At 40.5% G+C, this 12777-nt stretch carries 12 protein-coding genes and 1 pseudogene; 8 read left to right on the forward strand and 5 right to left on the reverse strand.

What is annotated here, in order from left to right; genetic code table 11:
• Positions 1–119: 119 nt before the first annotated feature.
• The 6 genes from HUK62_RS05435 to HUK62_RS05460 all read left to right on the forward strand — a co-directional run bounded on the left by HUK62_RS05435 (position 120) and on the right by HUK62_RS05460 (position 4869).
• On the forward strand, positions 120–1166 hold the full coding sequence (locus tag HUK62_RS05435; RefSeq protein WP_004694670.1) for a rod shape-determining protein: 1047 nt from the start codon (positions 120–122) through the stop codon (positions 1164–1166).
• A 15-nt stretch (positions 1167–1181) separates the two neighbouring features.
• A complete protein-coding gene (mreC, locus tag HUK62_RS05440) occupies positions 1182–2039 on the forward strand; it encodes a rod shape-determining protein MreC (protein WP_176537294.1) in 858 nt (285 codons plus the stop codon).
• Positions 2026–2517 (forward strand): rod shape-determining protein MreD, encoded by a 492-nt coding sequence (mreD, locus tag HUK62_RS05445; protein WP_176537295.1) that lies wholly within the window; start codon positions 2026–2028, stop codon positions 2515–2517. The genes mreC and mreD overlap by 14 nt, the downstream gene beginning before the upstream one ends.
• The gene (locus HUK62_RS05450) at positions 2505–3071 is read left to right on the forward strand and encodes a Maf family nucleotide pyrophosphatase (RefSeq protein ID WP_010326167.1); all 567 of its coding nucleotides are present in this window, start codon (positions 2505–2507) and stop codon (positions 3069–3071) included. The genes mreD and HUK62_RS05450 overlap by 13 nt, the downstream gene beginning before the upstream one ends.
• Positions 3072–3109: 38 nt before the next feature.
• Complete coding sequence (rng, locus tag HUK62_RS05455) at positions 3110–4564, forward strand: ribonuclease G (protein WP_176537296.1); 1455 nt, start codon at positions 3110–3112, stop codon at positions 4562–4564.
• 131 nt (positions 4565–4695) lie between these two features.
• The gene (locus HUK62_RS05460) at positions 4696–4869 is read left to right on the forward strand and encodes a PA1571 family protein (protein ID WP_004981331.1); all 174 of its coding nucleotides are present in this window, start codon (positions 4696–4698) and stop codon (positions 4867–4869) included.
• A 91-nt stretch (positions 4870–4960) separates the two neighbouring features.
• On the opposite strand, the gene HUK62_RS05465 is transcribed toward HUK62_RS05460, so the two are convergent.
• Together HUK62_RS05465 and HUK62_RS05470 are read right to left on the reverse strand one after the other, a co-directional pair.
• Positions 4961–6313 carry a wax ester/triacylglycerol synthase family O-acyltransferase gene (locus tag HUK62_RS05465; protein ID WP_176537297.1) on the reverse strand — a complete coding sequence of 451 codons (1353 nt, stop codon included), beginning with the start codon at positions 6311–6313 and terminating at the stop codon, positions 4961–4963.
• Between the two features lie 160 nt (positions 6314–6473).
• The gene (locus HUK62_RS05470; protein WP_176537298.1) at positions 6474–7208 is read right to left on the reverse strand and encodes a phosphoadenylyl-sulfate reductase; all 735 of its coding nucleotides are present in this window, start codon (positions 7206–7208) and stop codon (positions 6474–6476) included.
• A gap of 202 nt (positions 7209–7410) precedes the next feature.
• Here HUK62_RS05470 and thrH point away from each other — a divergent pair, with 202 nt between their 5' ends.
• Complete coding sequence (gene thrH, locus HUK62_RS05475; RefSeq protein WP_176537299.1) at positions 7411–8028, forward strand: bifunctional phosphoserine phosphatase/homoserine phosphotransferase ThrH; 618 nt, start codon at positions 7411–7413, stop codon at positions 8026–8028.
• Between the two features lie 81 nt (positions 8029–8109).
• Here thrH and HUK62_RS05480 read toward each other — a convergent pair whose 3' ends face one another.
• Positions 8110–9267, reverse strand: a complete 1158-nt coding sequence (locus HUK62_RS05480; RefSeq protein ID WP_176537300.1) for an outer membrane protein transport protein — start codon at positions 9265–9267, stop codon at positions 8110–8112.
• Positions 9268–9596: 329 nt separating this feature from the next.
• Positions 9597–10841 carry an outer membrane protein transport protein gene (locus tag HUK62_RS05485; protein ID WP_125281562.1) on the reverse strand — a complete coding sequence of 415 codons (1245 nt, stop codon included), beginning with the start codon at positions 10839–10841 and terminating at the stop codon, positions 9597–9599.
• 756 nt (positions 10842–11597) lie between these two features.
• Between HUK62_RS05485 and HUK62_RS05490 the strand changes: the two are divergent.
• A pseudogene (locus tag HUK62_RS05490) lies at positions 11598–11714 on the forward strand (IS5/IS1182 family transposase); the annotation flags it as partial.
• A 30-nt stretch (positions 11715–11744) separates the two neighbouring features.
• Here HUK62_RS05490 and HUK62_RS05495 read toward each other — a convergent pair.
• Positions 11745–12764, reverse strand: coding sequence for an AraC family transcriptional regulator (locus HUK62_RS05495; protein ID WP_176537301.1), 1020 nt, complete (start codon positions 12762–12764; stop codon positions 11745–11747).
• Between the last annotated feature and the right edge of the window lie 13 nt (positions 12765–12777).

A 12777-nucleotide genomic window follows, 5' to 3' on the forward strand; every position in this document is an offset into this window, starting at 1 on the left:
CAGTATTAAAAAATTTCAAAATATCGTGCGTTATAATAAGCGATTGACTTGTTCAAATCATCACATTTAGTTAAAGTTGCCACCTTGCGTCCACATAAAGTTTAATCGAGAACGTCTCCGTGATTCTAAAAAGACTAATTGGCTTGTTTTCGCCCGATCTAGCCATTGATTTAGGTACAGCAAATACACTTATTTATGCACCAGGACGAGGCATTATATTAAATGAACCGACAGTTGTGGCAATTCGTCACAGTGGTTCACAAAAAATCGTTGCCGCGGTAGGTCTTGATGCAAAGCAAATGCTGGGCCGTACACCTGCAAATATCTCTGCCATTCGTCCAATGAAGGATGGTGTGATTGCCGATTTTGAAGTGACCGAAACTATGCTGAACCAATTTATTGGTAAAGTACATGAAAAACGTTTGTTCCCACCTGCACCTCGTGTTGTGGTGTGTGTGCCTTGCAAATCAACTTTGGTTGAGCGTCGTGCTATTCGTGAAGCGGTTTTTAATGCAGGCGCGCGTGATGTTCGTTTGATTGAAGAACCAATGGCTGCTGCAATTGGTGCGGGTATGCCAGTTGAACAAGCATGCGGTTCAATGGTGGTAGATGTTGGTGGTGGTACAACTGAAATTGCGATTATTTCGCTTCAAGGTTGTGTCTATGCTGACTCACTACGTATTGGTGGTGATGTATTTGATGAACAAATCATTAACTACGTACGTAAAGCACATGGTTGCGTGATTGGTGAAACCACCGCTGAAATTATCAAGAAAGAAGTGGGTATGGCTTTACCAGAAGCCGATGCCAAAGCACTTGAAATTGAAGTTCGCGGCCGTAACCTTGCTGAAGGTGTGCCACGTGCGATCACTGTGACTTCGGACGAAATCACGCAAGCGATTTCTGATCCATTACAAAGTATTGTTTCAGCTGTGAAATCTGCACTTGAGCAAACGCCTCCTGAGCTGTCTTCAGACATCGCTGAGCGCGGTATAGTGTTGACCGGTGGTGGTGCATTACTGCGTAACCTCGATAAACTTCTTGCGCAAGAAACAGGCTTACCTGTGGTGGTTGCAGAAGATCCTCTAACTTGCGTCACTCGTGGTGGTGGTAAAGTTTTAGAATTCTTCGATAATCCAAATCACGACATGTTATTTGTAGGCTAATAAAGGAATCGGCGGGTGCAAACAAATCTGTTTTCCAGACAACCGCCATCTTTTCGCTCATTTATCATTGCAGTGATCACATGCTTGGTCGTGCTGTTTTTTAACTGGCGCATGCCACATGTGATTCAACCTGCAAGAGATGTCTTGTACGCCGCTTATAATCCAATTTATGCCGTAGCAAGTTATCCCGTGTTATCGCGAGAGTGGCTGAATCAACAAACCAAGTCTGAAGCTCAATTGCGCCGTGAAAATACCGCGATGCAAGCCGAGTTATTGCAGGCGCAGGTGCGTTTACAAAAATTATCTGAATTATCTGCGGAAAATACACGTTTACGCGGTCTGTTAGATACCCCGTTGATTATTGATGGTCGTATGGAGATTGCAGAAGTCATTGGGACAGATGCCGATCCATTGCGCCATATTATTGTGGTAAACCGTGGTGCCAACAGTCAGTTAAAAGTCGGGCAAACCGTGCTCGATGACAAAGGGATTATGGGACAGATTATCAATGTCTATCCGCATAGTAGTCGCGTCATGTTGCTTTCAGATAAAGAACATTCTCTTTCGGTTCGCTTAGAACGATCTGGAATGCGTGCCATTGTTTCAGGGGCTGGAGATTTGGGTCATTTGAAAATGGAATACGTGCCGACCAGTGCAGAAATCAAAGTGGGTGAAAAAGTGTATAGCTCTGGTTTAGGTGAGCATTTTCCAGCAGGTTATCTGGTGGGCACCATTTCAAAGATCAGTCGTCATAATTCAGGCGAGTTTGCTCAAATTGATGTTGTTCCTGCTGCGCAGTTAGCGGGTGGGCATCATGTCGTTGTGTTATTTTCCGATTCTTTAGCGATGGAGCAACCGCATGCCGATCGCTAAACTTCGTGCTGCCAAACAGCGTGACCCGTTATTTCCGATCATTTTTTCGGTGATCATTGCTTCAGTGTTGATGGTTTATCCTTTGTCTTATGCGCTCTCTGGATGGCGTCCATTGTTTATGATGATGGTGATGCTGTTTTGGGTGCTGTGCCAGCCGACATGGAGCGGGATTTGGTTTGCCTTTGCAGTTGGGATTTTCACCGATTTACTACTTGATGCACCTTTGGGTTTAAATGCGCTTAGTTTTGTTCTGATTACTTTTGTGTCCCGTTTTTTAACGCGTGAACGTCGGATTATGACCTTTGCCAATATTTGGGTCATCACCACCTTGGCAGTGGTCGCGCATCTGTTTATTACCTGGATCGCACAAATTATGATTGGGGCACAGTTTTCCCTTGCACGTCATTGGCAACCACTGTTGAGTAGTGTGCTGACTTTCCCGATGGTCTATTTCATCTTGAAGAAATGGCGCGTTTAATTTTAGCATCCAGTTCGCCCCGTCGCCGCGAGCTGCTTGAGCAGCTCGGTCTTGTCTTTGATATCTATAGTCCAGATATTGATGAATCTGTACAAGTAGGCGAGCCAGTAGCTCATTATGTGGAGCGATTGGCATGCGCCAAAGCAGAGGCTGTACAACTTCAATATCCTGATGCAATTGTGATAGCTGCGGATACCAGTTTAGGGGTCGATCAAGAGATTTTAGGCAAACCTGAATCTAAGCAGCATGCATTTGAAATGTGGGGAAAAATTTCTGGGCGCAAGCATGATGTATATACTGCGGTTTGTGTTCGTACAAATACGCAAATTTCAAGTATAGTAGTTCGTACTGAAGTCGAATTTCAGCATTTGAGCCCGAATGATATGGAAGCATATTGGGCTACATCTGAACCCATTGGCAAGGCGGGAGCCTATGCTATACAAGGCATTGCAGCACGTTATATTCCACGCATAGAGGGAAGCTATAGCAATGTCGTGGGGCTACCGTTGCATGAAACGGTACAGTTATTACAGGCAGTTAAGGCACTAAATTAACTGTCTCAAAAGATTTTTTATAATGTTTTGAGTTTGTTATGTCTGATGAGTTATTAATTAACGTCACGCCTATGGAATGTCGCGTCGCGTTAATTGAAAACGGCACGGTCAATGAATTATTTATTGAGCGTACGGCGAAACGTGGTTTGGTGGGCAATATTTATAAAGGTAAAGTGGTGCGTGTTCTTCCGGGAATGCAGGCTGCTTTTGTCGATATTGGGCTGTCACGAACTGCTTTTTTACATATTAATGATATGGTTTGGTCACGTAATCAACCCACCCCCAATGTTTTTGAGCTCTTACAGCCGGGGCAAATTCTTACCGTTCAAGTCATGAAAGATATGCTGGGAACCAAAGGGGCTCGGCTTTCAACCGACCTTTCCATTCCTTCGCGCTACTTAGTGATGATGCCTTATGGCAATCATACGGGTGTGTCTCAACGCATTGAGTCTGAAGCTGAACGTGATCGTTTACGTTCGATGATTGAGCGTATTCAAGCGGAACATAAACTTCCGGGTTCAGTGATTGTTCGTACCGCCGCTGATGGGATTGCGGAAGCTGCTATTGCACAAGATATGGCTTATTTGGCAAAACTTTGGGAATTTATTCAGCGCAAGCAAATCAGTATAGCGGTGCCATCATTAATTTTTGAAGAACTGCCTTTACCCCAGCGTATTATTCGCGATCTTGCGAGTGAAAAGACCGCTAAAATTTCAGTCGACTCACGTGAAATTCATGGCAAGCTCCAAGAGTTCGTAGAAGAATTTGTCCCGAATATTAAAGAACGCCTCATTCATTATCCGGGTGAGCGCCCAATTTTTGATTTGTATAATGTCGAAGAAGACATTCAAAGAGCATTGCAGACGCGTGTTGCGTTGAAGTCTGGCGGTTATTTGATGATAGACCAGACTGAAGCTATGACGACTATCGATGTCAATACAGGGTCATATGTGGGTGGTCGCTCTTTAGAAGACACAGTGTTTAAAACCAATATGGAAGCGACACAGGTCATTGCGCGCCAGCTGAGACTACGCAATTTAGGCGGTATTATTATTATCGACTTTATTGACATGCAAGAGCAGGAGCATCGAACTGAGGTCATGACTCAGTTTGAACGGATGCTTGAGCAGGACCATGCAAAAACCAAAATTACGCAGGTTTCTGAATTAGGTTTGGTTGAAATGACGCGTAAACGTACGCGTGAATCATTAGAGCACTTATTATGTGAATCTTGTCCGACCTGTCAGGGACGGGGTTATGTGAAAACAGCTGAGTCTGTATGTTACGAAATCTTTCGAGAAATCATGAGATATACACGTGCGTATCAATCTCAGACTGGCTTTACTGTCGTTGCGCATCCATCCGTGATTGACCGCTTGTTAACCGCAGAAGCACCAGCAGTCGCGGATTTAGAGCATTTCATTGGTCGTGTGATTAAATTTCAGGTGGAAAATTTATATACGCAAGAGCAATACGATATCATTCTGAGCTGAAATTGTAACAATATATGGTTAAATAGTTGTTACAACTGAAATTTTACTTTCGATCTTAGATTTTTAATACTAGAAACACGGAAATAGCCAAAGCTTATTCTCTCAAATAGGTTTAGCAAATGAGGTGTGATATGGGTGTTAGAGAAGCAATTATTCAACCTAGTTTGAAACATTTATTAGATACGAAAGTAACGCATAATGCGTATATCGTAGATGATCAGGGTAAAGAAGTACAAATTACAACTGCCATGATTCGTACTGCGTGTCATCAATTATTAAAACAATGTCGTAGCATTAAAAACTAAGGGGCTTATCGAAGCCCCTTAGTTTTATTGATTATTCTTGTATTTCTGATTCGTTTTGCGGCATCAACTGACCGCTTGCAACTTTGGGTTTTCAACCCCCCACAATCGCTTCAAAGCGTTGAATCTCTTCTTCTAAGTGCGTGAGTAGATTCTGCATCTTCGGCAGTGCATTTCGACAAGCCGTCAAACCCACTTCAAGTTTATCTAAATAACTGGTCATAGTGATGTTGAGTGCCTGACCATCCAAAATGATTGAGGCAGGGTATAGCGCATCGAGTCGTGCCCCGTTCCAATACAATGGTTCACGTGGGCCAGGAACATTTGAAATCACCAGATTAAATGCTTGGCGCTTAGGCAGTAAGCCTGAGGCAATGTTGAGACCAGCCGCACTATAAACAAACGCACTATAGTTTAGAATTTGATTTGAGTTCATGCGTTTGAACTTTTCTTTGGCATTTTGCACACTACGACGAACAATTGCGAGGCGCTCTAGTGGATCTTCTTTATGCGTGCCTAAATTTGCCAGAATCATGGTGATACGATTGGACATAGACGAATCATCATCGCGAACTGATGCAGGCACCATGGCTATTAAAGGCTTTTTAGGAAGTGCGTCTTGGGACAATAAATATTCACGCAAGGCACCTGAACAAATCGCCAGTACGATGTCATTAATCGTGACACCCAAACTTTTAGAAATATGACGTAAACGGTCAAACTCAAAAGACTGTGCTGCAAAACGGCGGGAGGAACTAACCCGCTGGTTCAGAATAGAGCTGGGTGCTTGGAAGCTTGAAACATAATCAGGGTTACGTCCCATATCTTTCATGACTGTTTGTGACAACTCATACATGACACGTGGTGTTGACTCAAGCTGGCCCATTACGCCATTCATTATTTTCTTAAAGCGACTAACATTCGGTTCTTTTAAACGCTTCGCACGAGGGCCTTCAACACACCATGGTGGCACAATACTCTTTGCGTTTGGATCTTGTGATAATGATTTTTCCACCAAACGCATACCCGCGATACCATCCACCATCGCATGGTGAATTTTGAAGTACATCGCAAAACGATTCCCTTCAATCCCTTCAATGATATGACACGTCCATAACGGTTTAGCACGGTCAATTAAACTACTGTGTTCTTGTGAAATATAGGTGAGCAGTTCAAGAATACGCCCCGGTTGTGGGAGTGCGATATGACGAAAATGGTGATCAAGATCAAACTCTTCATCTTCATCCCAAAATAAACCGTTGAGTTTGTTGTTAAATGGAGGAATAGGAATGGATTTGGAGTTACGAATATCTGCAACTAAATTTTGAATGAAGCTGGCAGGTGCATTTTCAGGGATTTGGAATAAGAATAATCCACCCACATGCATGGGTTGTTGCCGTTTTTCAAGCGATAAAAAAATAAAGTCAATCGGATGTAATGGTCGCATAGTCTGGATTGCCTCCCTGCAATATCTGACCGCTCCTATATGAGCAATCTTGTTAGAATTATAGAACTAAATCTAGTATATCGATTTTTTTTAACAATGGGAGCGCTTTGTGTGTATCCATTGGTTGCGAAAAACCACTGCTTTGCAGTGGTTTTGATCTTTACTTTTTCAAATTACCTACATGTAGGCCACATTCTTTGTGTGTCGCTTCCTCCCACCACCAACGTCCTTCACGTTCATGTTGGTTTGGTAACACTGGACGCGTACATGGTTCACAGCCAATAGAAATAAAACCGCGCTCATGCAATGGATTATAAGGTACTTCCATCATGCGAATGTAGCTCCACACATCGGCACTGGACCAGTTGGCAAGAGGATTGTATTTAATTAACTGTTTACCTTCGCCTGAAAAGCCTGCATCTGCTTGAATAACTGGAATCTCAGTTCGTGTGCCTGGGCTTTGGTCTTTACGTTGACCCGTAATCCAACCATCTAAAGTCGCTAATTTTTTACGTAAAGGCTGAACTTTACGGATACCACAACACTCTTTATGATCATCTTGATAAAAGCTGAATAAACCTTTTTCATTGATCAGTTGTTGAACGGCATCTGCTTCTGGGAAGCAAATTTCGATATTAATGTTGTAGTGTTTACGCACAGTTTCGATAAATTGATAGGTTTCTGCATGTAAACGTCCTGTGTCTAAGCTAAAGACACGAAAAGGTTTACCTAAGTTAGCAGCCATATCAATAAGTACGACATCTTCTGCACCTGAAAACGAGATGGCAATTTCACCCGTTTGATTCAGTGCAAGTGCTAAAATTTCACTTGGTGATTTGTCTGCATATTCAGCTGCGAGAGCATCAACAAGATCAATAGTTGGAATGGTTGTCATAAGTATCCTGGCAATAGGCTTGGAATCTAACAAGACCTATATTACGTTATTTGCTGCGTATTTTAATAGAGTTGAAATAAGCCACTTATCACTAAAAAATAAATGCTTATGAAAAAAATAGATTTAAAAAACAGCAATGCATTAGACAAATATTAAGCTATGATAGTTCAAAATTTTTCCACGTAAATAAAAGGGAGTATTCATGGAAGTTGTTTGTCTTGATCTAGAAGGGGTGTTAGTTCCAGAGATTTGGATTAACTTTGCTAAAAAAACAGGCATTAAAGCGCTTGAAGCAACCACACGTGATATTCCTGATTATGATGTGCTCATGACGCAGCGTTTGAATATATTAAAAGAACATGGTTTAGGCTTAAATGATATTCAAGAAGTCATTGCTGAGATGGGCCCATTTCCAGGCGCAAAAGAATTTGTTGAATGGTTACGTACACATTTTCAGCTGATTATTTTGTCAGACACTTTCTATGAGTTTGCACACCCGTTGATGAAGCAATTGGGCTGGCCAACCATTTTCTGCCATAAACTAGAAACAGATGAAAATGGCATGATTACCGCGTATAAATTGCGTCAACCAGACCAAAAACGTCAAGCTGTTAAAGCCTTACACGGTTTGAATTTCCGTGTGATTGCTGCAGGTGATTCATATAACGACACCACGATGCTAGGTGAAGCGGATCATGGTTTCTTATTTGATGCACCAGAAAATGTGATTAAAGAATTCCCACAATTCCCTGCAATTCATGGTTATGAAGCTTTAAAAGAGGCAATTCGTAATGCCTCAGTTCGTGATATTCCAGCTTAATATATTGATTTTAAAATAATAAAAAATGGCGCCATTAGTGCCATTTTTTATTGAATTTCAATGTTAGTTAACATTGATTAATTAAAAGCGATAGCCAATTTTCATACCATATGCAAGGGCACTGTTATCTTCAAAGCTACCAACAACATTCCCACCTGTTTGTGCATCTGCATCACCTAACCATAGGTAACGTACGCCAGCAGCAATGAAATAGCTTTGTGCAGGGCTATATTGAGCGCCTAATCCAATACTCCAGTTTCCTTCTACAGGGCCAAGTGTCGTAACAGGGTTACCTGCTCCAGAGTCATAACCAACAGAAGCTGAACCAGCCCATTTATCATTAAACTTATGAGAAAGACCTGTTGTAATAGACCACTGATCATCTGAATAGTCGATTAGATTTTGTGCTTTACCTCTTGCAGCTTGTGTTGCAGCAGCTAAATATGTTGGCTTAACTGCAAATTGATCCCAATGTACCCAGCGAATATTTGCAAAAGCTAAGGTATCTTTAGCGACACCTGATTGCAAATCAATGTTTACAGACTGAGGTGTAACAACTTCTGTGTTTGAGTTGGGACGAACAACAGCACCTAGGGCAAATGTTTCTGAAGTATCAAGTTCATGTTTAATTTCAGAGCGATAAGTGATAGCAGCTCTAAGTGCAATTTCAGGAATAGAGTATGCGGCACCTGCAATCCAACCGAAAGCATCATCTTCTTTGAGATCTATGTCGTAGCCACCTAATAGACGAGTACCACCGTATGCGGCGCCACGTAATGAAACTTTTCCTTCAACTGTTTGATATACGGGGCCTGCATAAAAATTCCAGTTTTGGTTGGGTTGGTAACCAATCAGCGCAGTTAGATTATGAGTATCAACTTCAACAGACGTTCCTTCCATACCATTACCAAATGTACCTGCTGTTGATGAGTAGGTTGCATCAGCACCGAAAGGCTGATCATATAATAATCCTAGTGAAATATTATCGGTTGCCTGTATTTTAATCGCTGCAGAAGGGAAGTAGTAATCACCTCCCATATCACTGATTTTTTCATCTTTAACAACTGTAGAGGTACCTTCTACAGTTGGATCAATTACTGTAAAACCAGCTTCAGCATAGTTGCCCGATTGAAAAAAAGCAGACATTGATTGCCCAGATCGATCTAGACCGCCAGCTATGACAGAAGTTGTTGGGATTAAGCTGAGCAAAATAGCCGAGCGAAGAGCTGTAAGCTTCATAGGGAACATTCCTTGTTGTAGCTTTATGTAAGTGATTGGCACGAAAAGTAACATAAATACAAAAAGAGTAAATGCTCAACTACGGTTGTAAAATGAACTGAAAAGTTAAAAAATATACTTGTGTAGAGTAAAAACACTAAAAAAAAATATTAATTTTATGATTTATATGGATTTATTTTTAGATGCTGAGTGGCTGATTGAATATTATGCAAAATGTTTAAGTGTTTGTTTATTGCTCAAATGAATCACAAGTGTATAAAAAAGAGCGTAGGTGTCATTGTTGAAAATGAAAAAACCATCTTTGCAGATGGTTTTTTCAGTATTAGTAATTAGAACTTGTAACCGATTTTTAAGCCATAAGCTAAAGCATCATTGTCATTAAATTCTGCAACATAAGTATCTGATCCAAAGTTAGATGCGACTTGCGCTTTTGCATCGCCTAACCAGAAGTATTTAACACCACCAGCGATAAAGGTTGCAGGTGTTGGACTATATTGAAGTCCTAAGCCAACATTCCAGTAACCTTCAGTTGGGCCAAGCGTTGATATAGGATTACCTGCACCAGAATCCCAACCTACTGAGACATTACCTGCCCATAGATCATTAAATTTACGGCCTACACCTACGTTTGCTGACCATTGGTCATCAGTATAACCAACAATATCAAAGCCATTTGGGTTGTCTGGAGTCTGGCCTAGCGCACCTAGAGTATCTGCAACAGTTCCGAATTGTTTTAGGTCAATAGAAAAGTCTTTCCAATTCACCCAACGTACATTTGCAAAGGCAACTGTATTTGCCATGATCCCTGTTTGGAAATCAAGGTTAACAGATTGGGGAGTTGTAATATTTGCATCTGTTGCTACATCGTAAACAGGGCTACTGCCAACAAATGCTAATACGTTACTTTGACCATATTCGCGAGCAGATGCTTTGTGGTCAATTTCAGAGCGATAAGTGATAGATGTTTTTAAAGCAATTTCAGGAATTTGATAAGCAAAGCCAGCTAACCAGCCAACTGCACCATCTTCATCTAAATCAGCATTATATAAGCCAAGGCCGTTAGCTGAACCATATGCCGCACCACGTAATTGAACATTACCTTTAATTGTTTGATAAACAGGACCAGCATAAATGTTGAAATTTTCATTTGGCTGGAAACCAAAAATCATAGACAAACTTTGAGTGTCAACTTCTACTTCAGTTGCTTCACCGTTTAAGTGGAACAAACCTGTATTGAGACCAACAAGTGGGTCACTTGTTGAGTATGCAGCATCAGCACCAAATGGTTGGTCATAGATCAAACCAAATGAGAAGTGGTCTGTTACTTGTAATTTAAGAGCAGCTGAGGGGAAGTAGTAATCATCTCCCACGTCAGAAAGATTGCCGCCACCAGCAGTTGAAATAGCCTTCCCAGATACATCTGGATCTAATACAGAAATACCTGCTTCAAAGTAATTACCAGGTTGCAAGAATGCAGAGATTGACTGACCTGAACGATCTAGAGCAGCGGCAAATGCCCCCGTCATTGGTACAGTTGCTAAAATCATTGCTGTGCTTAGTGCTTTTAATTTCATTATACATTTCCCTTGGGCTATAAAGTCTTTTATGACAGTTTTTGTTGATGCTTTAAGCTTTCATCTAGGATGATTTCGGCTTGTATTCACCGAGACCATTTGTTACTCCATGTGACAAAAATATCACAATTAAAATAAGAGTAAATACTCTAGATATAACTAATCAGTTCAAAAAATAATCATAATAGAGTTTTTATACTAAAAAAACACATTTATATAATTTAAGTTAATGAAAAATATAAATATATAACTTGAAATATAAAATTTATTTTTTGATTGAAAATCACCCAATTAAGCTTGAACATAAATCCTTTTTTGCGATGCGTATCACTGTTTTTCTTTGCTGTTTTATAATACAAAATTATATTTTGTAGATCATTTATCGATTATTTTTATTTAGAAAACCAAGTTATTGTTTTTTACATGATTAATATTGTCTACAGCAGCAATGATAATTGTTGCGGTTATATTGCGTTGTGTTATAAAAAACATATAGATTTGAATCAAATGTTAAGAACAAAAATCTTTAGTTTTAAATATAGATGAATGAAGACAGGTGGTCATTAAGCGGTGTAATCAGCACTCTATCTTGGCTTAAATAAGTTATCGTTTTGTTATACCGTTAAAAGCATAATTTATTAAAAAATTTAGAGTTTTAGTTCGCTATCGCTCTACTGTGAACCATAAATGATTAGAAGGATGGGCTTTGTTGTACAAACCTATTCTTAAAGCCATCTTTAGCAATATAATTTCCGAATGAAGAAGCCAGCACCTAAAATTGACCGTACAAGCAATTGCTCCTCATATAACCGAGTTCTCATTAATCGTGGAAATATTGCCATTTGGTTTGATCTTGAAACTCAGAGGTATGCTCATTATTGAACAAAGTAGCAAAACCAGAAGTCATACAATATGGCTTCGACTTTTGTCTCTTAACTCGGTTGGAGGAACGCCAAACCAACTTTTAAAGTTGCGACTAAAAATAGATAACTCTGCATAGCCCAACTGTAGAGCAATATCCGTCAAATTCACATTGCCTGCATCAAGCATACGCAGTGCTTCTTTTTTTCGGACATTTTCGAGTATATCTCGATAGGTTGTTCCTTGCATTTTTAAAGCGCGCTGAAGCTTTTTCGGATGCATGCCCATACACAGCGCGATATTTTCAATGCTGCAGTCTCCTGTCGCCATCAGCATGCGGACTGAACTCTCTATCAGTGCGGTATTGTCTTCAGTTTTGGTGCTGCTTTGTGTTTCAAGCTGCTGTACGATCAGCTGATTGATGGCATCTTCATTAAAGTTATAGGGTTTATAGCTTAAAAAGCTTGCAGGAAAATAAAGTGCATCTTCATCGGTTTCAAACTCTACCTGACATGAAAAATGTGCTTGGAAAGTTTGAGCACCTTTTTGTGGTGCTTTTTGCTTGAAGCAAATTTTTTCTGCATGCCACTGCGGGCCAATCAAATCTTTTAAAATATTCGCGACAAGGCAAATGGCCAGTTGTGATTTTTGTGGTACATCGGTGTTGTATTCACTTAATCGAACAAAGTTCAACTTACAGAGTAGAGCATTATGCTGCGAGACGTGGAAGACAATGCCTTCAGCATGTAAATAGACATATTTTTGCGCCACGCTTAAGGCTTCAAGTATGGTCATTTGTCGGGACATATAGACGCCAATCAAACCGATTGTGCTAATATTTTGGAGTGCACCGAGTTTTAAACCGAAGCAATCATCCTGACAAGCTAAGGCCGCTTTTTCCAATAAATTTAAATAATGATCATAATGAATAAATGAATCTGGATCACGGAGTAAAGCAGGTAAAATCCCGATCTCTTTCAAGATTTCTATAGGGTTTACGCCATAACTACGGACTAAGTCTTCAAAACCGCCGAGGCTGGCTGCACGAATATAACTTCCCATTACAACATTCCGT

Origin of the sequence: Acinetobacter sp. NEB 394 (assembly GCF_013374795.1) — a bacterium.
In the GTDB taxonomy this organism is placed as follows: domain Bacteria; phylum Pseudomonadota; class Gammaproteobacteria; order Pseudomonadales; family Moraxellaceae; genus Acinetobacter; species Acinetobacter johnsonii.

Coding starts and splice junctions, on each gene's coding strand:
- HUK62_RS05465 (WP_176537297.1), bottom strand. CDS start 6,313: ATGCGACCATTACATCCGATTGACTTTATTTTTTTATCGCTTGAAAAA.
- thrH (WP_176537299.1), top strand. CDS start 7,411: ATGGAAGTTGTTTGTCTTGATCTAGAAGGGGTGTTAGTTCCAGAGATT.
- HUK62_RS05460 (WP_004981331.1), top strand. CDS start 4,696: ATGGGTGTTAGAGAAGCAATTATTCAACCTAGTTTGAAACATTTATTA.
- HUK62_RS05485 (WP_125281562.1), bottom strand. CDS start 10,841: ATGAAATTAAAAGCACTAAGCACAGCAATGATTTTAGCAACTGTACCA.
- rng (WP_176537296.1), top strand. CDS start 3,110: ATGTCTGATGAGTTATTAATTAACGTCACGCCTATGGAATGTCGCGTC.
- HUK62_RS05450 (WP_010326167.1), top strand. CDS start 2,505: ATGGCGCGTTTAATTTTAGCATCCAGTTCGCCCCGTCGCCGCGAGCTG.
- mreD (WP_176537295.1), top strand. CDS start 2,026: ATGCCGATCGCTAAACTTCGTGCTGCCAAACAGCGTGACCCGTTATTT.
- HUK62_RS05470 (WP_176537298.1), bottom strand. CDS start 7,208: ATGACAACCATTCCAACTATTGATCTTGTTGATGCTCTCGCAGCTGAA.
- HUK62_RS05480 (WP_176537300.1), bottom strand. CDS start 9,267: ATGAAGCTTACAGCTCTTCGCTCGGCTATTTTGCTCAGCTTAATCCCA.
- HUK62_RS05495 (WP_176537301.1), bottom strand. CDS start 12,764: ATGGGAAGTTATATTCGTGCAGCCAGCCTCGGCGGTTTTGAAGACTTA.